The following is a 20,490-nucleotide window of genomic DNA, read 5'->3' on the forward strand; positions in this document are numbered from 1 at the left end:
GCGCACTCTCCTGAAGGGAAAGGGGGTCGTCTACGCGCGTAGCGCCCCTACGGCAACATGAGGGGCCGACGCGCCGCGAGAACGGGGTACGGGGAGCCAGGCTCCCCGTACCCCGTTGAGCGGACGTAACCCCGCGGTTACGAGCGACTCCGGGGAAGATCGGTGTCCGAACTTCCCCGGAGTGCCTAGCTGCTCCTGAGGTACTGCTGTCAGCTGGACTTGACCTTGATCTCGCCGCCGATGATCTTCTCCTTGGCCGCCTGAACAGCTTCCTGGATCGCGGTGTCGCTCTTGAACTTCGGGTTGGAGTCCGCGAGGCCGACCTCACCGGACTTCAAGTCGCCCCTGACGATACCGGTCTCGGGCTTGCCGTCCTCGACCGACTTCGCGAGGTTGTACACCGCCTTGGCGACGTCCTTCGTCGCGGAGGTGAGGATGGCGTCCTTGTACTTGCCCAGAGCTTCCTGCTTGTACTGGTCGGAGTCGACACCGATCGCCCACACCTTGTTGGCGGCGGCGGCCTCGATGACACCCTGACCCGACAGGCCGGCCGCCGCGTAGACGACGTCGGCCTTCTTCTCGATCTGGCCCTCGGCGGCCGTCTTGCCCTTGTCGGGGCTGGAGAAGCCGCCCTCCTCGGCGGTCTGCGTCAGGTACTGCGAGAGGACCTTCACGCCGGGCTTGGTGTCCTTGACGCCCTGCGCGAAGCCCGCCCCGAACTTGTGGATCAGCGGGATGTCCACACCGCCGACGAAGCCGACCGTGTTGGTCTTGGTGGCCTTGGCCGCCGCGACACCGGCGAGGTAGGAGGCCTCCTGCTCGGAGAAGACCAGGTCCGCGACGTTGTCCGCCTCGATGGTGGAGTCGTCGACGATGCCGAAGGTGGTGTCGGGGTACTTCTCGGCAGCCGCCTTGACGGCCGGCGCGTAGGCGTAGCCGATGCCGATGACCGGGTTGTGACCCTGCTTGGCCAGCGAGACGAGGCGCTGCTCCTTGTCGGCGTCCGTCTCACCGTCGGTGGGCTCGATGTCGGCGGTCTCGTAGCCGAACTCGCCCTTCGCCTTCTTCAGGCCCTCGTACGCGGCGTCGTTGAAGGACTGGTCGCCCCTGCCGCCGACGTCGTACGCGATGGCGAGGCCCTTGTCGCCCTTCGACTCCGACGAACCGGAGGAGGTCGAGGTACCGCCACAGGCGGAGAGGACGAGGGCGAAAGAGGCGGCCGCTGCGCCTGCGAGCGCGATGCGGGGAACCCGGCGCATGTGTTGTGCTCCTGTCGTACAAACTTGTACAAGCGCCGGGCGGAACAGCTTCGGCGCTGGCTTCGCCGCAGATTAACGCGCGTAGACCCGCGAGAGAACCCCCTCTGTCCACCTTGTTATGCGGCTGTGCCCGAGGGCTCCCGCGGACCGGGTTCGGGCTTGCCGACCGCAAAGGTCCGTCCATGGCGGATGACCTGCGAGGGGAACGCCAGAGCGGGCGGGCATCGAGGATGCCCGCCCGCTCTGTGTGAGTTCGACTGCTTCGCCCGTTCGGGCGGTGACGGGCCCGGGGGCCCGCCCTCAGGACTACTCGGTCTTCACCTTGATGGTGCCGTCGATGATGCTCGCCTTGGCCTTGGCCACCGCGTCCGTGAGACCGGCGATCTCGCCCATCTTCGGGTTGCTGTCGGCGAGGCCGACGCCGTCCACCTTCAGGTCGAAGGTCTGGACCCCGGTCAGCGGCTTGCCGTCCTCGACCGACTTGGCGAGGGAGTACACCGCGCCGCCGACGTCCTTGAGCGCCGAGGTCAGGATGTAGTCCTTGTACGCGGCCAGCGCCTCCTGCTTGTACTGGTCGGAGTCGACACCGATCGCCCAGACCTTCTTCTTGGCCGCGGCCTCGATGACACCCTGGCCGGACAGGCCGGCGGCCTGGTAGATGACGTCCGCGTTCTTCTCCAGCTGGCCCTCGGCGGCGGCCTTGCCCTTGTCAGGGCTGGAGAAGCCGCCTTCTTCGGCGGTCTGCGTCAGGTACTGGGAGAGGACCTTCACGCTGGGCTTGGTGTCCTTGACGCCCTGCGTGTAGCCGGCCTCGAACTTGTGGATCAGCGGGATGTCCACACCGCCGACGAAGCCGACCGTGTTGGTCTTGGTGGCCTTGGCCGCCGCGACACCGGCGAGGTACGAGGCCTCCTGCTCGGCGAAGACGAGCGACGCGACGTTGTCGCCCTCGACCACGGAGTCCACGATGCCGAAGCTGGTCTTCGGGTACTTCTTGGCGGCGGCCTCCAGCGCGGGGCCGTACGCGAAGCCGACGCCGACGACCGGGTTGTAGCCCTGCTTGGCGAGCGAGACGAGGCGCTGCTCCTTGTCGGCGTCCGTCTCACCGTCGGTGGGCTCGATGTCGGCGGTCTGGTAGCCGAACTCCTTCTTCGCCTTCTCCAGACCGGCGTACGCGGCGTCGTTGAAGGACTGGTCGCCCTTGCCACCGACGTCGTACGCGATGGCAAGGCCCTTGCCGCCCTTGCTCTCGCTGCTGTCGCTACTGCTGCTGTCGCTGCTGGTGCCGCCACAGGCGGTCGCCGCCAGTGCCAGCGACGCGACCCCCACCGCGACGCGGGTCAGGCTGGATATCCGACGCATCTGAAGTTCCCCATTCTCCAAGCCCCGCAGTGGGTGCTGAGTTCGGCGCACATTAACGCGCGTAGACCCTTGAGGGAACGGGGTAGCGCTTGGCCGTTATCCATTCGTGCCGATGGCCGGTTACGTCCTTGTGAACCCCGGGATCGAAAGGCGCACATGGGGACGCAATACCCACCACGGCAGTCACGCTCCGCAACCGGCACGGTGGAGTCCGCGTGACGACACGAGTGGTTCTTGACAGTGCACCACGCTACTGCGCGGGGGTACGCGGCGCGACCGGAAGGACCGGCCGCGCCCGCCGCCGGGAGTGGGTGCGCCCGCCGCTCAGGCCCCTGCGTCGAGGAGGGCTGCCGCGGTGAAGAGCTCCACTCCCGCGGTGATCGCCGACTCGTCGGCGTCGAAGTCGCCCTGGTGCAGATCCCTCACGGTCCGCTCCCCCGGCGTGCGCACTCCGAGCCTGGCCATGGCCCCGGGCACGTGTTCCAGGTACCAGGAGAAGTCCTCGCCGCCGAGGCTCTGCTCGGTGTCCTCCACCGAGTGGAGTCCGCGCCGCGCGGCCATGGCGTCCCGCAGCAGGTCGGTGGTGTCCGGGTCGTTGACGACCGGCGGCACCCCACGGATGTAGTTGATCTCCGACTTGGCCCGGTACAGGTTCGCGATCTCGTCGATGGCCGCGTGCACCAGATCGGGCGCGGCCCGCCAGGAGGCGAGATCCAGACACCGTACGGTCCCGGAGAGCTCGGCGTGCTGCGGGATGACGTTGCAGGCGTGGCCCGACTCGATCCGGCCCCAGGTCACCGCGAGGCCGGACCGTGCGTCGACGCGCCGGGCGACCAGGGCGGGCACGTCCGTGACGACGCGGGCGGCGGCGGTCACGAGGTCGGTGGTGAGGTGGGGGCGTGCGGTGTGCCCGCCGGCCCCGTCCAGCGAGACCTCCAGGCGGTCGCAGGCGGAGGTGATGGGGCCGTGCCGCAGCCCGATCCGGCCCGCGTCGACCTTCGGGTCGCAATGCACCCCGACGATCCGGCCGACGCCGTCCAGCGCCCCGCACTCGATGACGTCCGGAGCGCCGCCGGGCAGTACTTCCTCGGCGGGCTGGAAGATCAGCCGCACGGCCCGGTTGAGCAGGCCCTGCTCGTGCAGCTGGGCGAGGACGAGGCCGGCACCGAGGACGACGGTCGTGTGGATGTCGTGGCCGCAGGCGTGGGCCCGGTCGGGCACGGTCGAGCGGTACGCGCACTCGGTCTTCGTGTCCGGGATGGGCAGGGCGTCGATGTCGGCACGCAGGGCGAGCATCGGACGCGCGGGGTCCGGGTCGCCGATGTCACAGATGAGACCGGTTCCGATGGCGAGCACACGGGGGTGCAGGCCGGCCAGCTCCAGGCGCGCCTTGATGGCGGCGGTGGTGCGGAACTCCTGGTTGCCGAGCTCCGGGTGCATGTGCAGGTCGCGGCGGAACGCCACGAGCTCTGCGCGGAGCGCCTCGGGCAGCGTGCCGGGGAGGGTGCCCGGGAGGGCGTCTGCGAGCGCACCCTGGGGCGTGCCGGGAAGCGTGGCTTCCCCGGGCTGGTCGGCCTCGGAATCTCGGGACATCAGTTGGTTCACCCTCTGAAGGGTAGGGCGACGCGACGGCCAACTGACCCACGATCAACAAAACTTCAACCCGTAAGGGGAAGAAAACCTGGCCGCGTGGCGCATAGATATTGACTGGGATGGGTACACTCGCCCGGCTTTTCAGCCGTGTGGGTCCTGGGTGGCCGATGGATCGTGATCCAGGTCTCCTGATGGGAGAACCTCCGGGCGGCGATGCCCATTCCCGGGTCTCCGGGGCTGGGCTCTCTACGCATACCACGCATACGTGGGCGTGGCCGGTTCTGTTCACCTGGCGGACGGGCGGGGCTGCGCCCCTGGCTTTTGCCTTTAGGGGCGCGGGGAACTGCGCGAGCAACCCAGGACGGCGCGCACCTCGCGAACAGACCTAGACACCGGCATCTTCAGGGGCGCGGGGAACTGCGCGGCCGGCTACAGCCGACCCGCACCCTGCGTCCGACCGGTTACACCTCGGTACCGGATCACGTGGCCGTCGAGACGGCCGACAGGCGGTGGACGTCCCTGGCCGTGCCCGTGACGCCCGAGAGGAAGCCCTGGGCCCGGGGGGAGGCGTTCTCCGTGAGCCAGGCCGGGTCGATGTCGCACACGGCGACCTTGACCTCCGTGCCGACCAGCGCGAGGGGCAGCGTGTGCACCACGGTCGACGGGAAGCTCAGGATCGTACGGCCGATGGGGCCGCGGCGGGCGATCAGTTCGAGGGGGAGGTCCGGGCGGACGATCTCCAGGCCGGTCTCGACCGCGAGCCGGTGCAGCTTGTCCGGGCTCTCCCGGCGGTGGGCGAAGTACCGGGTCGCGCCATAGGTCCTGGCGAGCCCCTGCACCGCCTCCAGGTAGCGGTCGGGGTCCACGACTCCCGTCTCCACCAGGGACGTTCCGACCAGGTCGGCGCCCTTCGTGAGCCGGGGCGGGCCGAACCGGGAGCGGGTCCAGGAGAAGTCGTTGGCCGTGATGGTGACGCCCTCGGGCGTCTCGGTGATCGGCATGGCGGAGAAGACCTCCACGCGCCGGCCGACACCCGGTGTGAGCCGTCGGCGGGCCCGGGCCGAGACCGGTGCGAAGACCAGGTCCCGGGCCCCGGGACGACCGCCGCGCCGGTGCCAGCGCACCAGCCGTTCACCCTTGGCGAGCTGCGAGACGAACTCCATCGTCGCGGTCCCGTCGTCGACGACGACGAGATCACGGGCCCGGGTGATGGTGAGCAGCAGTTGTACGTAGCGGGAGAACGGGTCGCCCATGACGATCCGCTCGGCCCGCCGCAGGAGAGGGGCGAGCCCCCCGACCGTGTGGAAGGGGGCTGTCGCGCCGCCTCTTGCCTCCTCCCAGCGCACCTCGTACCCCTCGTCCCGCGCCAGCTCGGCCATGCGCCGGAGCTGTCCGCGGGTCATCGGGTCGGTGGGCGAGAGCACGACAAGGGTGAGTCCCCCGCCGGGCCGGGGCCGCCCGCCCTCCACCTCGGGACCCGGGGGTCCGGAGGGCTCCGCCGCCGTCCTGAGGGCGTGGACGTGTGCCCACTCCAGGACGTTGAGGAGCTGCACCGGGCTCTCCACGAAAGCCAGTGTGGCGGGTGCGGGTGACTGGGGGCCGGTGGAACCGGCGCGGGGACTCATCGACGTACGACCGTCGCTTTCCCTTGATCCTGATCGGGATTCGGAGGTGACTCAGACCGCGACGGGCTCGCCCGCCGCCGCCGCGATCTCGGCCTCGGCGACGACGCCCGGGACGCGGCGCAGCTTCTTCATCGGGCCGAGCTCGGACTCGTAGACCTTCTTGACGCCGTCGCCGAGGGAGGCCTCGATGGTGCGGATGTCGCGGACGAGGCGGGTCAGGCCCTGCGGCTCGACGGAGGCGGCCTGGTCGGAGCCCCACATCGCGCGGTCGAGGGTGATGTGACGCTCGACGAAGGTGGCGCCCAGGGCGACCGCGGCGAGGGTGGTCTGCAGGCCCGTCTCGTGGCCGGAGTAGCCGATCGGGACGTTCGGGAACTCGGCCTGGAGGGTGTTGATGACGCGGAGGTTGAGCTCCTCGGCCTGCGCCGGGTAGGTCGACGTGGCGTGGCACATCAGGATGTTGTCGCTGCCGAGGACCTCGACCGCGTGGCGGATCTGCTTCGGCGTCGACATGCCGGTGGACAGGATGACCGTGCGGTTGGTGGAGCGCAGGGCGCGCAGCAGCTCGTCGTCCGTGAGGGACGCGGAGGCGACCTTGTGGGCCGGGACGTCGAACTTCTCCAGGAAGGCGACGGCCTCGGTGTCCCACGGGGAGGCGAACCAGGCGATGTTCTTCGACTTGGAGTACTCGTCGATCTGGCGGTACTCGTCCTCGCCGAACTCCACGCGGTGGCGGTAGTCGATGTAGGTCATGCGGCCCCAGGGGGTGTCGCGCTCGATGTCCCACTGGTCGCGCGGGGTGCAGATCTCCGGGGTGCGCTTCTGGAACTTCACGGCGTCGCAGCCGGCCTCGGCGGCGGCGTCGATCAGCTTGAAGGCGTTCTCGAGGGAGCCGTTGTGGTTGATGCCGATCTCGCCGACGACGTAGACGGGGTGACCCGGGCCGGCGGTCTTCGAACCGAACTGGCGCAGACGGGAGTTGGTGCTCATGGTGGAGAAGTTCCTTACCTGTCGAGGGAGTCGAGAGAAGGGCCGAGGATCCAGCTGGCGATCTCTCGGATCGCGCCGTCGCCGCCGGGAACGGTGGTGACCGCGCGTGCGGCGCCGCGTACGACGTCGTGGGCGCTCGCGACCGCCACGGGCCAGCCCACGAGGGCGAGGCACGGGAGGTCGTTGACGTCGTTGCCGACGTAGAGCACGCGCTCTGGCGCGATGCCCTGCTCCTCGCACCACTGCTTCAGTGCGAGGTCTTTCCGGTCGATGCCGTGGAGCGCCGGGATCTGCAGCTTCCGGGCTCGGGCGGCGACGACCGGGTTCTTCTCCGAGGACAGGATCAGCATCGTGAGGCCGCTCTTGCGGAGGGCCGCGATGCCGAGTCCGTCTCCGCGGTGCACGGAGACGAACTCCCGTCCGTCGGAGTCGATCAGCACCCTGTCGTCGGTCTGGGTGCCGTCGAAGTCGAGGACGACCGCGTCGATGTCTTCGGCGGTCGGGAGGGTGCCGGGCCGGTTCGCGTCGAAGAGCGGCGCGAGGGCCCGGGCGCGGGCGAGGTCGTGCGGGTCGTCGATCTCCAGGACCCGGGCGGGGTCGGTGCGGACGAGTTCCGTACGGCCGAAGAAGCGGTGCTTGTGCTCGCGCAGCCCCGCCGCGTTCATGGCGTAGGCGGCGCCGGTCTCCAGGAGGTCCTGGGGGCGGTCCTGGCGGCGCGGGCGGAAGGACTTGTCGTGGTTGACGCCGTAACCGCCGTCCGTGGCCGTGGTGTTGGCGACGGTCGTGCCGCCGCCGACGGCCCGGGTGCGCTCGGTGTCGACGGCGGTCGGGTCGTCGTCCGCGTCCCGCCAGATGAACCCGTGGAAGGGCGCCACGGTCAGCGCGGTGTCCGCGCCGTTCTCGACGACCGCGCCGGCGACCCCGTCGATGTCCTCGCGGATGATGAAGGGGCTGGTGCACTGCACGAGGAGTACGGCGTCGACGACGGAGCCGTGCAGCGCCTCGTGGGCGTCCATGGCGTGCAGGACGGCGGCCTCGGAGGTGGCGGTGTCGCCGGCGATGGCGGCGGGGCGGAGCACGACCTCCGCGCCGGCCTCGCGGGCGGCTGCGGCGATCGCCTGGTCGTCGGTGGAGACCACGACGTCCGTCACGAGCCGGGCCGCGACGCACTCGCGCACCGCACGGGCCACCAGCGGTACCCCTCCGACGGGGAGGAGGTTCTTGGCCGGGACGCCCTTGGAGCCGCCCCGCGCGGGGATCACCGCGAGCACCCGGCGCACCGGCTTCGCGCGGCCCGCTGTCGCCTGGCCCGCTTGCGAGTTGGTCATTGGCTGTACTCCTTGAGGAGGGTTCTGGACGCCCGCGGCTCGCGGATCCGTCGGGAGGGCGGTCACAGCTCGCCCATGCGCCGGATGACGGGCGCCACGCGCTGCACGCCGTGCCGGTAGGCGCCCCGGGCCGCCCGGCGCACGATCTGCCGCACGGGGCCCGGTTCCTTGTCGGCGTCGGGGGCGCCGGGCAGCGGGCTGCCGTCCGGGCCGAGGTGGTGGCGGGCGAGGATGCCGGGCAGATAGCCGGGCGCGGTGGCGGGCGTGTAGTAGGGCGTGAGGGCGGTGAGTCCGCCCTGACCGAGCAGCTTCGCGATGCGCTCACGGGCCGCGTCGAAGGCCGTCTCGTACGATCCGTCGGCGGCGACCCCTTGCCGGGCCACCCAGCGCTCGTCGGGCGACGGCTCGTGCCCGGCGTCCAGCTGGTCCCAGGAGGCGAGGCATCCCGAGCCCACGAAGTGGTGGTTGCCGAGCGACTCGCGCACACCGAGGTCGGTGAGGACGACGGTGGGGATCCGGCGGTGCAGCGACTCCAGGGCCGCCGTGGAGCTGATGGTGACCAGCAGGTCCGTACGGTCGAGGACCTCGCCCATGTGCCCGTACACGAGGCGGAAGTTGGCGGGCGGGCCGCCCGGGATCCGCTCCGCGAGGCGCTGGTAGGGCTGCTCCTCGATGTGCGTGGTGTGCTCGCCCGGCTTGGAGCGCAGCTTCAGCAGGACCTCGCGGTCCGGGTGCAGCCGGGCGTGCTTCACCAGCCGGTTCAGCAGGTACGTACGGTCCTTGCGGCTCTCCGGGACGGAGGGCTGCGCGGCGAAGACGACCGTGTACGGGTCGTGCTTCTCGTAGGCGGCGCCACCGAGGAACGGCAGCGCGACCTCGGTCACGGAGGAGGCGTCGGCGCCCACTCCCTCGTACACGGCGGTGAAACGGTCCGCGTCCTGGCGGGAGTTGGCGAGGACGAGGTCCGCGCCGTGCCGCAGCAGCAGACCGTCGGCGAGCTTCTCGTAGACGACCCCGACATAGCCGGTGACGACGACGGGCCGCTTCACGCGCCCCGGCCCCAGGCGCTCCCGCCACTGGTACGAGAGTCCGTGCAGCATCGCCTGGACGGCGCCGCCGACGAGCGAGAGCACGACGAGGTCGTACGCGGGCGCCCCCTCGGTCCCCTCGGAGGCGCGGGCCATCTCCCGCAGGAACTCCACGGCGGTGACCTCCCGGAGGGAGTCGGCGCGCACGCCGACCTCTTCGAGCTGTCGGGCGGTGGGGGTCGCACGGCCACGCAGGAGGTAGCCGTCGAGCCTGATGTCCGAATCGGCCGGTGCGATGCGGTTCGCGGTGAGCGAGCCCCATTTCCACCGGGTGTCGGAATCGGCGAGGACGGCGACTCGCAGGGACTTCGAGGTACTTGCTGGCACGTCCAAGACGCTAGGAAGCGATTCCGATGTGCGGCCCAACCAGAATGCAACAAAGGGTTAACAGCACAGAGCCGAATGGCGAATCGACCTCGGATCGGCAGCAGAAAAGACCCGATTCACCAATCCGCCACGCGTCGTTCACCTTGCATCTCACCGGCGGTCAAGACGAATGCCGGGCCGCCGCCTAACGTCACTCGGGTGGTCAAGCTCTCCGTCATCGTGCCGTTCTACAACGTGCAGCAATACGCACCCGACACCCTGAGGAGTCTGCGTGCGAACGCACGCGAGGACTTCGAATTCATTCTCGTCGACGACTGTTCGCGCGACGAGACCCCGGACATTCTCGCGCGCGCGGAGCGCGAGCTCCCGGGCGCGGTGCATGTCAGACACGAGCAGAACGGAGGGCTGGCCACCGCGCGCAACACGGGAATCGACGCGGCAAGCGGCGAATATCTCACGTTCCTCGACGGGGACGACTGGCTGGCCCCCGGCTACTACGAGCAACTCCTCGCCGCCATAGAGGACTTGGGGTGCGACTTCGTCCGTACCGACCATGTCCAGTGCACCGCGCGGGCCCGCGCCATCCACCGGGTGCCGCACGGCAGGCGCGGTGTCGTGCTGAACCCGCGCGAGGCGATCCTGCCCGCCGACCGGTCCACCTCCGTCGACTACGCGTACGCGTGGGCGGGCATCTACCACCGCCGGCTGGTCGACCGGGGCCTGCTGCACTTCACCGACGGGCTGCGCACGGCCGAGGACCGGCCGTGGATCTGGAAGCTCCACCGGGAGGCCGAGTCGTTCGCCACGGTGGGGCTGCTCGGCGTGTTCTACCGGCGCGGTGTCGCGTCCTCGCTGACCCAGATCGGCGATGTACGCCAGCTCGATTTCATTCGCGCGTTCGACCAGGTCGTCGTGGAAACCGCGCAGGACCCGGACGCGGACAAACTGCTTCCCAAGGCCGTGCGCACATATTGCGCGATTATTTCCCATCATCTGGGATCCATCGAAAGGTTCGAGCCACAGGTGGCACGGAAACTGAAGTCGATGAGCGCCGCGGCATTGCGCCGTATGCCGCAGAACGTCCTCGACGAGGCCCTCGACTCCATGGACGTCCAGCGCGCCACCCGGCTGCGCAGGCTGCGCCGCCGCCCGGCCGCCGCGGGGGTCGCCGCGTGACCACGCAGATCTTCCTGGCGTCGACGCTGTACGGCACGGCCACGCTCGCCGCCGCCCTCGACTCCGACTGTTTCGCGCCGGCCGACCGACGCATCCTGCTCGTCTGCAACAACACGACCACGCCCGAGACGACGCCCGGTGTCGACGAGATGCCCGGGTTCGAGCGGCTGCGCGAGCGGTTCGACGACGTGGTGTCGTGGAACGAGACCATCTCGCCCTTCCACCCGGGCGGCTGGGCTCCGCGGCTCGACGACGTCCCGATCTGGGAGCGGCACCTGCGGCTCGCGTGGGAGCTGGGCGACGATCCCGTGGAACTCGCCGTCGAGTCGATCCAGGTCAATCCGGCGCTCGGCGTCACGCAGATCTTCACCGGCGCGCCCGTCACCGTGTACGCCGACGGCCTGATGAGCTACGGCCCCACGCGCAACAAGATCGACCCGCTGGTCGGCACCCGCGTGGACCGGCTGCTCCACCTCGACCTGGTCCCAGGTCTCCAGCCGCTCCTGCTCACCGAGTTCGGTGTGGTGTCGGAGATCGTGCCGACGGACGCCTTCGTGAAGGTGCTCGCCGAACTGGTCGACACGGGCGACTCGTTGCCGGTGGTCGACGAACCGGCCCTGCTGCTTGGCCAGTACCTCTCCGCGCTCGGCATCCTCACGCCCGAGCAGGAGGAGGACCTCCACGTCCGGATGCTGAAGGGGGCCGTCGAACTCGGCCACACCCGCGTGGTGTTCAAGCCGCACCCCTCCGCGCCGGCCCGCTGGACCCGCGGGCTGGAGAAGGAGGCCGAGAAGCTGGGCGCCGACCTGACGGTGCTCGACACCCCGGTCCTCGCCGAGGTCCTCTACCAGCGGATGCGTCCCGCCCTGGTCGTCGGATGCTTCTCCACGGCCCTGCTCACGGCCTACGCGCTGTACGGCCTGCCGGTCGCCCGCGTCGGCACCGCCACCCTGCTGGACCGGCTGACGCCGTACGAGAACAGCAACCGCGTGCCGGTGACGGTCGTCGACGCGCTGCTGCCGGACCTGACCGATCGCAAGTCGGTCACCGGGCAGCGCCGGGGCACGGACGAGCAGGGCCTGACCGACCTGGTGCGGGCCGTCGGCTACGCGATGCAGCCGAAGATCTACCCGGACCTGCGCCGGGCCGCCGAGGCCTATCTGACGAAGCATCTGAACACGTACACCTGGCGGTACTTCAAGCGCAAGCGCCTCACCTCGCTGGCTCTGCCCGGCGCGGTCCCGGCGCAGCTGGCGTTCCTTCCGCGCAACGCGACCGTGCGCCGGGTGGCCCGCCGCGCCCGCTCCCTGAAGAGGGCAGTGGGCCGCTGAGTTCCTCCGGGAATTGAGAACAAACAGACGGTGAATTCATGGGGTCCGGTCGAGGAATGATCAGTTCTTCAACCGGGCCCCACCTGTGAGTCGGACTAGTGTGCTGTGAATTAGCTGAGGCCCTCGGAGGCCCCGGGTCACGGAATTCACGGCCCGCAGTGCGCACGACTTCACAGAACGGCCGTTGAGGGGACCCGTGACCGACTTTCCCGAGGACACACGTACGACGTCCGTGGGCACGGTGGTCCGTGCCGTCCTCCCCGCGGCCGACAGGCCCAGCCCCCCGCAACCGAAGAAGCCTCGGGAGAACCGGCTGCGGGCCCTGGACGGGCTGCGGCTGATCGCCGCGCTGATGGTGGCCGCGTACCACTACGGCGGTCGTGGCGGCGAGGTCACACAGGCCTGGGGGACCTCCGCGAAGGCCCAGTTCCCGACGCTGCACTCGTGGTTCGCGTACGGCTGTCTGGGTGTGCAGGTCTTCTTCGTCATCAGCGGCTTCGTGATCTGCATGAGCGGCTGGGGAAGGCCGCTGCGCTCGTTCTTCGCCTCCAGGGCGTCCCGGCTGCTGCCGTCCTACTGGGCGGCGATCATCATCGTGACGGTGGTGTTCGCGCTGCCGGTCGTTGCGTACAAGACGGTCTCGCCGAGCGACACGCTGGTGAACCTGACCATGATGCAGCAGCCGCTCGGCGCGGACCGGGTGCTCGGGGTCTGCTGGACGCTCTGGGCGGAGGTCCGCTTCTACGCGCTGTTCGCGCTGTGCGTCGTGCTGCCGGGCGCGACCCGGCAGCGCGTGATCATGTTCTGCGCGGGCTGGACGCTGGCCGCCGTGCTCACCCAGGCCGCGGACGAGCCGCTGCTCGACCTGGTCCTGATGCCGGAGTACGCGCCGTTCTTCATCGGCGGCATCGGCCTCTACCTGGTCCACCGCGACCGGCACGACGCGTACGCCTGGGGCATCGTGATCGTGAGCTGGCTGATCGGCCAGCACCAGGCGGTGCGCGGGCTTTGGCACGCGCCCAACCCGGACTTCTTCTCCTACCGCACCTCGTTCGGGATCGTCCTCGTCGTCACGTTCGGCTTCGTCGCCGTCGCCGTGATCGCCCTGGGCTGGCTGAACTGGGCGAACTGGCGCTGGCTGACCGTCGCGGGCGCCCTGACGTACCCCTTCTACCTGGTGCACGAGCACCTGGGCTGGGTCGCCATCGAGGCATACCACCAGACGCTCGGCATCCCGGCGTACGCGACCCTGCCCCTGACGGTTCTGACGATGCTCGCCCTGGCCTGGCTCCTCAACCGGTTCGTCGAGGACCCGCTGACACCCCGCATGCGCAAGATGCTCTCCAAGCCGCGCTGACACCGCGTTCTCCAGCGACGACGCGCGCTCTGTTCACCGGACATTCAGGTTCTCGAAAGTTCGCCACGTACCGAGGGAGAAGACTCATCACATGGCCAACTCACAGCAGATCCCCAGTCACCCCGGCGAGCTCAAGGACGTCCCGGGCTGGTTTCCGCCGCTGGACCAGGTGCTCTTCACCTGGCTGCTCGAACAGCAGGAGACGGAGGGGATACGTGGCGATCTGCTGGAGCTCGGCGTCTACATGGGCAAGAGCGCGATCCTCCTCGGCCACCATCTTCGGGACGACGAGAAGTTCACGGTGTGCGACCTGTTCGAGGGGGACGCGCCGGACGAGTCCAACCGGGCCGAGGCGACGAAGTCGTACGCGTCGCTGACGAGGCAGATCTTCGAGCGGAACTACCTCTCCTTCCACGACACGCTGCCGACGGTCGTCCAGGGACCGAGCTCCGTGATCTCCAAGGAGGTCTCCCCCACGACCTGTCGTTTCGTCCACATCGACGCCTCGCACCTGTACGAGCACGTCCACGGCGACATCGGCGCGGCCCACGACATCCTGCTGCCCGGCGGCATCGTGGTCCTCGACGACTTCCGCTCCGAGCACACGCCCGGGGTCTCGGTCGCCGCGTGGGAGGCCGTGCTCAACCGCGGCCTGCGGCCGATCTGCCTCAGCACCCAGAAGCTGTACGGGACCTGGGGCGACCCCGAGCCGCTCCAGGAGAAGCTGCTCGCCATGATCAAGGAGCGGGACGACTTCGGTCTGAGCGTGCAGATGGCTGCGGGGCACCGGTTGATCCGGACCCGGTCCCAGGGTATGAAGCCGCCGCCCTTTCCTCGCTCCCGTCACTACGTGGAGCCCGTTGCCCCGGAGCCTGTGCGGCAGCCTGCTCCGGCCGCCGTGCGGCCCGCGGCCCGCGCCGCCCAGCGGTCGCGTACCCGGCGTATCGCCCTCGACCTGTTGCCGCCGGTCGTCACGCGTGCTGTGCGGCGGAGCCGTGCGGCCAAGCGCGCGGAGCGCGGCTAGGCGCGTTGTGCGGCTCCGCCTGGAAGCGGGGTTCGTCGGCTGCGGGTTCGTCGTGGCTGGTCGCGCAGTTCCCCGCGCCCCTTACGGGGCCCGGTAGCGCGCCTCGATGCCCGCGATCACCAAGTCCAGGCCCTCCTCGAAGTGCTCGTCGTAGTTCTCGAAGATTTCCGCGCCCGCCTGCGCCGACAAGGGATAGTCGGCCATCAGGCGGGCGCGTTCTTGCACGTCGTAGCCCTCTCGGCGTTCGCCGGGCAGTGGCTCGACGCCCTGTTCCTCGGTGACGAAACCGAGGGTGTAGAGGTACGTCGTCGAGGTCGCGCGGACCGCCCGGTCGAGGGTGAAACCGGCGGCCGTGAACAGCCGCAGGCTCTCCTCCATCTGCCCGGCGTGCTCGATACCGGTGAAGCGTGAGCCGCTGAACACCTTCGCGCCGTCGCGGTAGTCGAGCAGCGAGTCCCGCAGTCCCCGGTTGGACTTGCGCAGCCGCTCCTGCCAGGTGTCGTCCGGATCGAGGGCGGTGCCGGCGATCATCCGGCGGTACATCTCGGTCGCCATCTCGTCGAGCAGCGCCTGCTTGTCCTTGAAGTGCCAGTACAGAGCGGGCGCCTTGACGTCCAGCTCCTTCGCGATGGCCCGCAGGCTGAGGCCGTCCAGGCCCACCTCGTTCAGCAGCTTCAGGGCGGTGTCAGCGACGCGTTTGCGGTCGAGGGGCGCCCGGCGTTCCGTATTCACACTTGACAGCTTAACGGCGTTAAGGCCACTCTCGAAGAGCAGCGAACTTAACAGCGTTAAGGAGTGCGGGATGACCACGCAAACGACCACGCATACGCATGAGCACAAGGGCACAACCGACACAGCAGACACAGACGTGCTGATCGTCGGCGCGGGCCCCACCGGGCTGGCCCTCGCGGTCGACCTGGCCCGGCGCGGGGTGCGCGCCCTCGTCGTCGAGCGGGCAGGCGAGCTCTTCCCCGGCTCGCGCGGCAAGGGCATCCAGCCGCGGACCATGGAGGTCTTCGACGACCTCGGCGTGCTGGACGCGATCCGGGCAGGCGGCGGCGCGTATCCGGTCGGGATGATCTGGCAGGACGGGACCCGGCAGGGCGAGCACCGGATGTTCGACGCGACGGAGGTGACGGAGGCCGAGCCCTACGCGGGCGTCCCGTGGATGGTGCCGCAGTGGCGCACGCAGGAGATCCTGTTCACGCGCCTGGAGGAGCTGGGCGGGAGCGTGGCCTTCGGCCGCGAGCTGACCGGCCTCTCGCAGGACGCGGACGGCGTGACCGCGGCCTTCGCCTCCGGCGCCCCGGTCCGGGCCCGCTACGCCGTCGCCGCGGACGGCGGGCGCTCTGCGGTGCGGCGCGCGCTCGGCATCGGCATGACCGGGGAGACCGTGGACCCGGGTCCGGCGATCGTGGCGGACCTGCGCATCAGCGGGCTCGACCGCGACAACTGGCATGTGTTCCCGCCCGCCGACGGCGAGGGCTTCCTGGCGATCTGCCCGCTGCCGCACACGGAGGACTTCCAGCTGGCGGGCGGCTTCGAGGATCCGGCCGCCGAACCGGACCTGTCCCTCGACGGCATCCGGAAGCTGGTCGCCACGCGGACGCACCTCTCGCCCGACGACGTGACCGAGGTGCGCTGGGCCTCCGACTTCCGGCCGCGCGCCGCGATGGCGGACCGATTCCGGCAGGGGCGGGTGTTCCTCGCGGGCGACGCGGCGCACGTCCACTCACCGGCGGGCGGACAGGGCCTGAACACCAGCGTCCAGGACGCCTACAACCTCGGCTGGAAGCTCGCGGCCGTCCTGCGGGGCGAGGCTCCCGGGTCCCTCCTCGACTCGTACGAGGAGGAGCGGCTGCCGGTCGCCGCGCACATGCTCGGCCTCTCCACCCGCGTCCACCGGGGCGAGGTCCGGCGCGGCACGGCCACGCAGCAGCTCGGCCTCGGCTACCGGGGCTCCTCGCTCGCCCGGGAGACCCGGGAGGACCTGCCCGAGGACGCCCTCCACGCGGGCGACCGCGCACCGGACGGCACCCGTGGCGGCGTACGCCTCTTCGACGCCTTCCGGGGTCCGCACTGGACGCTGCTCGCGGTCGGCACGGACACCGTCCTGCCCGGACTCGCGGCCCGCACGGTCCGGATCCCGGCGTACGAGGCGTACGGAACCGGGGTGTTCCTCGTCCGGCCCGACGGTTACGTGGGCTGGGCGGGCGAGACCGCGGAGGGGCTGGCGGAGTACGCGGCGGGTGTGGGCGTGGGTCCGGGCACCGGCGGACGGGACGGGTCGGAGGCCGTCGGCTAGACGGTGCTGGAGAGGGAGAGCTTCACGGCGAAGCCGAGGAAGAGGGCGCCGGCCGCGGAAGTGGCCCCGGCGGAGAGCCGCCTGCGCCGCCGGAAGGCCGCCGCCAGCTTCGTACCGCCGAATATCAGCGCGCTGAGGTAGATCACGCTCGCCAGCTGGGCGAAGGCGCCGAGCACGACGAAGGACAGGGCGGGGTACGCGTACGCCCGATCGACGAACTGCACGAAGAAGGCGACGAAAAACAGGATCGCCTTCGGGTTGAACAGGCTGATGACGAACGCCCGCCGGAAGGGCCGCTCCTCGGCGCCCGGGGCGGAGACCTCCTGCGACTCGGTCCGCTCCTTCCGGGTCCGCCACATGCCCCACGCGGCGCGCAGCATGCCGACCGCGAGCCAGGTCAGATAGCCGGCGCCCGCGTACTTCACGATCCCGAACAGCAGCGCGTTGGCCTGCAGCAGCGATGCCACGCCTGCTGCCGACAGCGTCATCAGCACGGCGTCCCCGCACCAGACGCCCGCGGCGGCCCGGTATCCGGTCCTGATGCCCCGCCGCGCGGCGACGGACAGCACGTAGAGGGAGTTGGGCCCGGGCAGCAGGACGATCAGCACGAGGCCCGCGAGATACGTGGGGAGGTCGATTACGCCAAGCATGGACGGAGTCTCGCACGCGGGTACGACACTCCGCCTCGGGGTTTCACGTTGCGGGACAGCGGTCGTGCGGGCCGGGCGAACCGCCCCGCCGCGAAGCCGTGAACGGTGTCCGGGGCCAGGGCCAGGGGCAGGGGCCACGGGCCACACGGGCCACGGGCCAGGGTCAGAACGCGTCGCTCGGCACGTAGGTCCCCCAGACCTCCCGCAGGGCATTGCACACCTCGCCGACCGTCGCCCGGGCCCGCAGCGCGTCCTTCATCGGGTACAGGACGTTGTCCTCGCCCTCGGCGGCCTTCTTCAGGGCGGCCAGGGCCAGGTCCACGGCCGGCTGGTCGCGCTCGGCACGGAGCCGGGCCAGGCGTTCGGCCTGCCGGGCCTCGATGGCCGGGTCGACGCGGAGGGGCTCGTACGGCTCCTCCGCGTCGAGCTGGAAGCGGTTGACGCCGACCACGACCCGCTCGCCGGAGTCGGTCTCCTGGGCGATCCGGTACGCGCTGCGCTCGATCTCCCCCTTCTGGAAGCCGTGCTCGATGGCTTCGACCGCGCCGCCCAGGTCCTCGACCCGGCCCATCAGGTCGACCGCGGCCTGTTCGACGTCGTCGGTCATCCTCTCGATCACGTACGAGCCCGCGAACGGGTCGACGGTCGCGGTCACGTCCGTCTCGTAGGCGAGGACCTGCTGGGTGCGCAACGCCAGGCGGGCGCTCTTGTCCGTCGGCAGGGCGATCGCCTCGTCGAAGGAGTTCGTGTGCAGCGACTGGGTGCCGCCGAGGACGGCGGCCAGGCCCTGCACCGCCACCCGGACCAGGTTCACCTCCGGCTGCTGCGCGGTCAGCTGCACGCCGGCCGTCTGCGTGTGGAAGCGCAGCATCAGCGACTTGGGGTTCTTCGCCCCGAACTCCTCACGCATCACCCGCGCCCAGATCCGGCGCGCCGCCCGGAACTTGGCGACCTCCTCCAGCAGCGTCGTACGGGCCACGAAGAAGAAGGACAGGCGGGGCGCGAAGTCGTCCACGTCCATGCCGGCCGCGACTGCCGTGCGCACGTACTCGATGCCGTCGGCGAGGGTGAACGCGATCTCCTGCGCGGGCGTGGCACCCGCCTCGGCCATGTGGTAGCCGGAGATGGAGATGGTGTTCCAGCGCGGGATCTCGGCCCTGCAGTACTTGAAGATGTCCGCGATCAGCCGCAGCGACGGCTTGGGCGGGAAGATGTACGTGCCGCGCGCGATGTACTCCTTCAGCACGTCGTTCTGGATCGTGCCGGTGAGCCTGTCGGCGGGCACGCCCTGTTCCTCGCCGACCAGCTGGTACATCAGCAGCAGGAGCGCGGCGGGCGCGTTGATCGTCATGGACGTCGACACCTGGTCCAGCGGGATCCCGTCGAAGAGCACCCGCATGTCCTCGACCGAGTCGATCGCCACCCCCACCTTGCCGACCTCGCCGTGCGCGATCGGGGCGTCGGAGTCGTGGCCCATCTGGGTGGGCAGGTCGAAGGCCACCGACAGGCCCGCCGTGCCGTGCGCGATCAGCTGCTTGTAGCGGGCGTTGGACTCGACGGCGGTACCGAACCCGGCGTACTGCCGCATGGTCCACGGCCGACCGGTGTACATGGACGGGTAGACGCCCCGCGTGTAGGGATACGCACCGGGCTCGCCCAGCTTCTCCGCCGGGTCCCAGCCCTCCAGGACATCCGGCCCGTAGACCGGCTCGATGGGCAGTCCGGACTCCGACTCGCGCGCCATGACGTCTGCCTCCCACTGGACCGGGACGGGCCTGTGCCCCCAACAATGCCGCGTAGTTCGCAACCGGGCACGCGCGGGAAACATCTCAGGGGACACGACGCGCCACCGGGGGTCGGTGAGCAACGGGGGGTTCGGATGCGTATTCCGGTCATGTGGCGAACAGGCGCGGTGGCGACGACGGTGGCGGCGCTCGTCGCGGTGAGCGGATGCACCGTCCAGACCGTCGGCACGCCCGCCGACGAGACACCCGGCGGACAGACATCCGGTGGACAGACACCCGCCGCGAGAACACCGGCCGGTACGTCTCCGACGCCCGGCACCTCCCCGGACGACGCTTCCCCGGACGACGCCAAGCCGTCGAAGCCGAAGCCCGCCGCGCCGCCCTCGCCCGCCCCCAGGACCCTGTGGTCGAAGGGGGATCAGGGCAGGGACGTACGGGAGCTGCAGGCCCGGCTGCGTCAGGTGGCCTGGCTCTTCGAGGGTCCGACCGGGACGTACGACGGCTCGACGGTCACCGCGGTGAAGGGCTTCCAGGGCAAGCGGGGCCTGCCGACGACCGGCAAGACGGACACCGTGACGTGGCAGCGGCTGCTGAACATGACGCGCGAGCCGGGCAAGTGGGAGCTGTACGCGTCGGGCGGCCAGCCGGCCGCGACGCCGGACCCGCGCTGTCTGACGGGCCGGGTGCTGTGCGTCAGCAAGACGAGCCGCACCCTGCGCTGGATGATCGACGGCCGCACGGTCTCGACGATGGACGTGCGCTTCGGCTCGCAGTACACGCCGACCCGGGAAGGTGTCTTCAACGTCTACTTCAAGTCGCGCCACCATGTGTCGACGATCTACGACTCACCCATGCCGTACGCGATGTTCTTCAGCGGCGGCCAGGCCGTCCACTACTCCTCGGACTTCGCCGCGACGGGCTACTACGGAGCCTCGCACGGCTGCGTGAACGTACGGGACGAAGGGAAGATCGCTGCACTGTTCTCCCAGGTGAGGAACGGCGACAAGGTCGTCGTCTACTGGTGAGGAACCGGCGGCGGGAGGAGTACGTGGGCGCGGGCGGGACCGGGGGAACGTGTCCCGCCCGCGCCACTGTGCACTGAGCCGTGGGTACGGGGGGAACCCCGGCTCGTGCGACAGCCGATGACCAGTCGGCTCGCTTACTACTGCGTCAGGGCGGCTGAAAACGTCACACCCGGCGGGCGGCGGCCGGGCGGCAGTGGGAAACCCCAGGTCGGGCGGCGGTTCAGGAGGATGACGAGAGCGCGGGGAGCGCCCGCGGCGTGCGCGGGGCGGGTGCCTTGGGTTCTGTGGAGCGGGCCGGGGCGGAC

Annotated in this window: 16 protein-coding genes; 6 read left to right on the forward strand and 10 right to left on the reverse strand. The window is 70.2% G+C overall.

Annotated features, from left to right (window positions below; translation table 11 throughout):
- Positions 1 to 209: 209 nt before the first annotated feature.
- The 7 genes from AOK17_RS06090 to AOK17_RS06120 all read right to left on the reverse strand — a co-directional run bounded on the left by AOK17_RS06090 (position 210) and on the right by AOK17_RS06120 (position 9,572).
- Positions 210 to 1,259, reverse strand: coding sequence for a BMP family lipoprotein (locus tag AOK17_RS06090; RefSeq protein WP_055611268.1), 1,050 nt, complete (start codon positions 1,257 to 1,259; stop codon positions 210 to 212).
- A 306-nt stretch (positions 1,260 to 1,565) separates the two neighbouring features.
- Entirely contained in the window at positions 1,566 to 2,621 is a 1,056-nt protein-coding gene (locus AOK17_RS06095; RefSeq protein ID WP_055611269.1) for a BMP family lipoprotein, read from the reverse strand.
- 324 nt (positions 2,622 to 2,945) lie between these two features.
- Positions 2,946 to 4,214, reverse strand: coding sequence for an amidohydrolase (locus AOK17_RS06100; protein WP_055611270.1), 1,269 nt, complete (start codon positions 4,212 to 4,214; stop codon positions 2,946 to 2,948).
- A 479-nt stretch (positions 4,215 to 4,693) separates the two neighbouring features.
- On the reverse strand, positions 4,694 to 5,839 hold the full coding sequence (locus tag AOK17_RS06105) for a hypothetical protein (RefSeq protein ID WP_055611271.1): 1,146 nt from the start codon (positions 5,837 to 5,839) through the stop codon (positions 4,694 to 4,696).
- Between the two features lie 51 nt (positions 5,840 to 5,890).
- Complete coding sequence (locus AOK17_RS06110; protein ID WP_055611272.1) at positions 5,891 to 6,829, reverse strand: N-acetylneuraminate synthase family protein; 939 nt, start codon at positions 6,827 to 6,829, stop codon at positions 5,891 to 5,893.
- A 14-nt stretch (positions 6,830 to 6,843) separates the two neighbouring features.
- Complete coding sequence (locus AOK17_RS06115) at positions 6,844 to 8,157, reverse strand: N-acylneuraminate cytidylyltransferase (RefSeq protein ID WP_055611273.1); 1,314 nt, start codon at positions 8,155 to 8,157, stop codon at positions 6,844 to 6,846.
- 62 nt (positions 8,158 to 8,219) lie between these two features.
- Positions 8,220 to 9,572 carry a DUF6716 putative glycosyltransferase gene (locus tag AOK17_RS06120; RefSeq protein ID WP_055611289.1) on the reverse strand — a complete coding sequence of 451 codons (1,353 nt, stop codon included), beginning with the start codon at positions 9,570 to 9,572 and terminating at the stop codon, positions 8,220 to 8,222.
- A 198-nt stretch (positions 9,573 to 9,770) separates the two neighbouring features.
- Between AOK17_RS06120 and AOK17_RS06125 the strand changes: the two genes are divergently transcribed.
- The 4 genes from AOK17_RS06125 to AOK17_RS06140 all read left to right on the forward strand — a co-directional run bounded on the left by AOK17_RS06125 (position 9,771) and on the right by AOK17_RS06140 (position 14,460).
- Positions 9,771 to 10,748: a glycosyltransferase family 2 protein gene (locus AOK17_RS06125; protein ID WP_055611274.1), complete on the forward strand. Its 978-nt coding sequence runs from the start codon at positions 9,771 to 9,773 to the stop codon at positions 10,746 to 10,748.
- Positions 10,745 to 12,079, forward strand: coding sequence for a polysialyltransferase family glycosyltransferase (locus AOK17_RS06130; RefSeq protein WP_055611275.1), 1,335 nt, complete (start codon positions 10,745 to 10,747; stop codon positions 12,077 to 12,079). The genes AOK17_RS06125 and AOK17_RS06130 overlap by 4 nt, the downstream gene beginning before the upstream one ends.
- 196 nt (positions 12,080 to 12,275) lie before the next feature.
- Positions 12,276 to 13,436 carry an acyltransferase family protein gene (locus AOK17_RS06135; RefSeq protein WP_055611276.1) on the forward strand — a complete coding sequence of 387 codons (1,161 nt, stop codon included), beginning with the start codon at positions 12,276 to 12,278 and terminating at the stop codon, positions 13,434 to 13,436.
- Positions 13,437 to 13,527: 91 nt separating this feature from the next.
- The gene (locus AOK17_RS06140; RefSeq protein ID WP_055611277.1) at positions 13,528 to 14,460 is read left to right on the forward strand and encodes a class I SAM-dependent methyltransferase; all 933 of its coding nucleotides are present in this window, start codon (positions 13,528 to 13,530) and stop codon (positions 14,458 to 14,460) included.
- A gap of 81 nt (positions 14,461 to 14,541) precedes the next feature.
- Here AOK17_RS06140 and AOK17_RS06145 read toward each other — a convergent pair whose 3' ends face one another.
- Positions 14,542 to 15,192 carry a TetR/AcrR family transcriptional regulator C-terminal domain-containing protein gene (locus AOK17_RS06145; RefSeq protein ID WP_055611278.1) on the reverse strand — a complete coding sequence of 217 codons (651 nt, stop codon included), beginning with the start codon at positions 15,190 to 15,192 and terminating at the stop codon, positions 14,542 to 14,544.
- Between the two features lie 70 nt (positions 15,193 to 15,262).
- Here AOK17_RS06145 and AOK17_RS06150 point away from each other — a divergent pair, with 70 nt between their 5' ends.
- Positions 15,263 to 16,765, forward strand: a complete 1,503-nt coding sequence (locus AOK17_RS06150) for an FAD-dependent oxidoreductase (RefSeq protein WP_055611279.1) — start codon at positions 15,263 to 15,265, stop codon at positions 16,763 to 16,765.
- On the opposite strand, the gene leuE is transcribed toward AOK17_RS06150, so the two are convergent.
- Together leuE and AOK17_RS06160 are read right to left on the reverse strand one after the other, a co-directional pair.
- Positions 16,762 to 17,415: a leucine efflux protein LeuE gene (leuE, locus tag AOK17_RS06155; protein WP_055611280.1), complete on the reverse strand. Its 654-nt coding sequence runs from the start codon at positions 17,413 to 17,415 to the stop codon at positions 16,762 to 16,764. The two genes, AOK17_RS06150 and leuE, sit on opposite strands and share 4 nt — an antisense overlap.
- A 163-nt stretch (positions 17,416 to 17,578) precedes the next feature.
- Positions 17,579 to 19,159, reverse strand: coding sequence for an acyl-CoA mutase large subunit family protein (locus AOK17_RS06160; protein WP_055611281.1), 1,581 nt, complete (start codon positions 19,157 to 19,159; stop codon positions 17,579 to 17,581).
- 135 nt (positions 19,160 to 19,294) lie between these two features.
- On the opposite strand from AOK17_RS06160, the gene AOK17_RS06165 reads away from it, so the two are divergent.
- Positions 19,295 to 20,185 (forward strand): L,D-transpeptidase family protein, encoded by an 891-nt coding sequence (locus AOK17_RS06165; RefSeq protein WP_245697029.1) that lies wholly within the window; start codon positions 19,295 to 19,297, stop codon positions 20,183 to 20,185.
- Positions 20,186 to 20,490: the final 305 nt, after the last annotated feature.

Source organism: Streptomyces phaeochromogenes, assembly GCF_001418655.1.
Taxonomy (GTDB): domain Bacteria; phylum Actinomycetota; class Actinomycetes; order Streptomycetales; family Streptomycetaceae; genus Streptomyces; species Streptomyces phaeochromogenes.

Excerpts from the sequence above, each read along its gene's own strand:
- AOK17_RS06090 (WP_055611268.1), bottom strand. The coding sequence starts at position 1,259 with ATGCGCCGGGTTCCCCGCATCGCGCTCGCAGGCGCAGCGGCCGCCTCT.
- AOK17_RS06095 (WP_055611269.1), bottom strand. The coding sequence starts at position 2,621 with ATGCGTCGGATATCCAGCCTGACCCGCGTCGCGGTGGGGGTCGCGTCG.
- AOK17_RS06100 (WP_055611270.1), bottom strand. The coding sequence starts at position 4,214 with ATGTCCCGAGATTCCGAGGCCGACCAGCCCGGGGAAGCCACGCTTCCC.
- AOK17_RS06105 (WP_055611271.1), bottom strand. The coding sequence starts at position 5,839 with ATGAGTCCCCGCGCCGGTTCCACCGGCCCCCAGTCACCCGCACCCGCC.
- AOK17_RS06110 (WP_055611272.1), bottom strand. The coding sequence starts at position 6,829 with ATGAGCACCAACTCCCGTCTGCGCCAGTTCGGTTCGAAGACCGCCGGC.
- AOK17_RS06115 (WP_055611273.1), bottom strand. The coding sequence starts at position 8,157 with ATGACCAACTCGCAAGCGGGCCAGGCGACAGCGGGCCGCGCGAAGCCG.
- AOK17_RS06140 (WP_055611277.1), top strand. The coding sequence starts at position 13,528 with ATGGCCAACTCACAGCAGATCCCCAGTCACCCCGGCGAGCTCAAGGAC.
- AOK17_RS06150 (WP_055611279.1), top strand. The coding sequence starts at position 15,263 with ATGACCACGCAAACGACCACGCATACGCATGAGCACAAGGGCACAACC.
- leuE (WP_055611280.1), bottom strand. The coding sequence starts at position 17,415 with ATGCTTGGCGTAATCGACCTCCCCACGTATCTCGCGGGCCTCGTGCTG.
- AOK17_RS06160 (WP_055611281.1), bottom strand. The coding sequence starts at position 19,159 with ATGGCGCGCGAGTCGGAGTCCGGACTGCCCATCGAGCCGGTCTACGGG.
- AOK17_RS06165 (WP_245697029.1), top strand. The coding sequence starts at position 19,295 with ATGCGTATTCCGGTCATGTGGCGAACAGGCGCGGTGGCGACGACGGTG.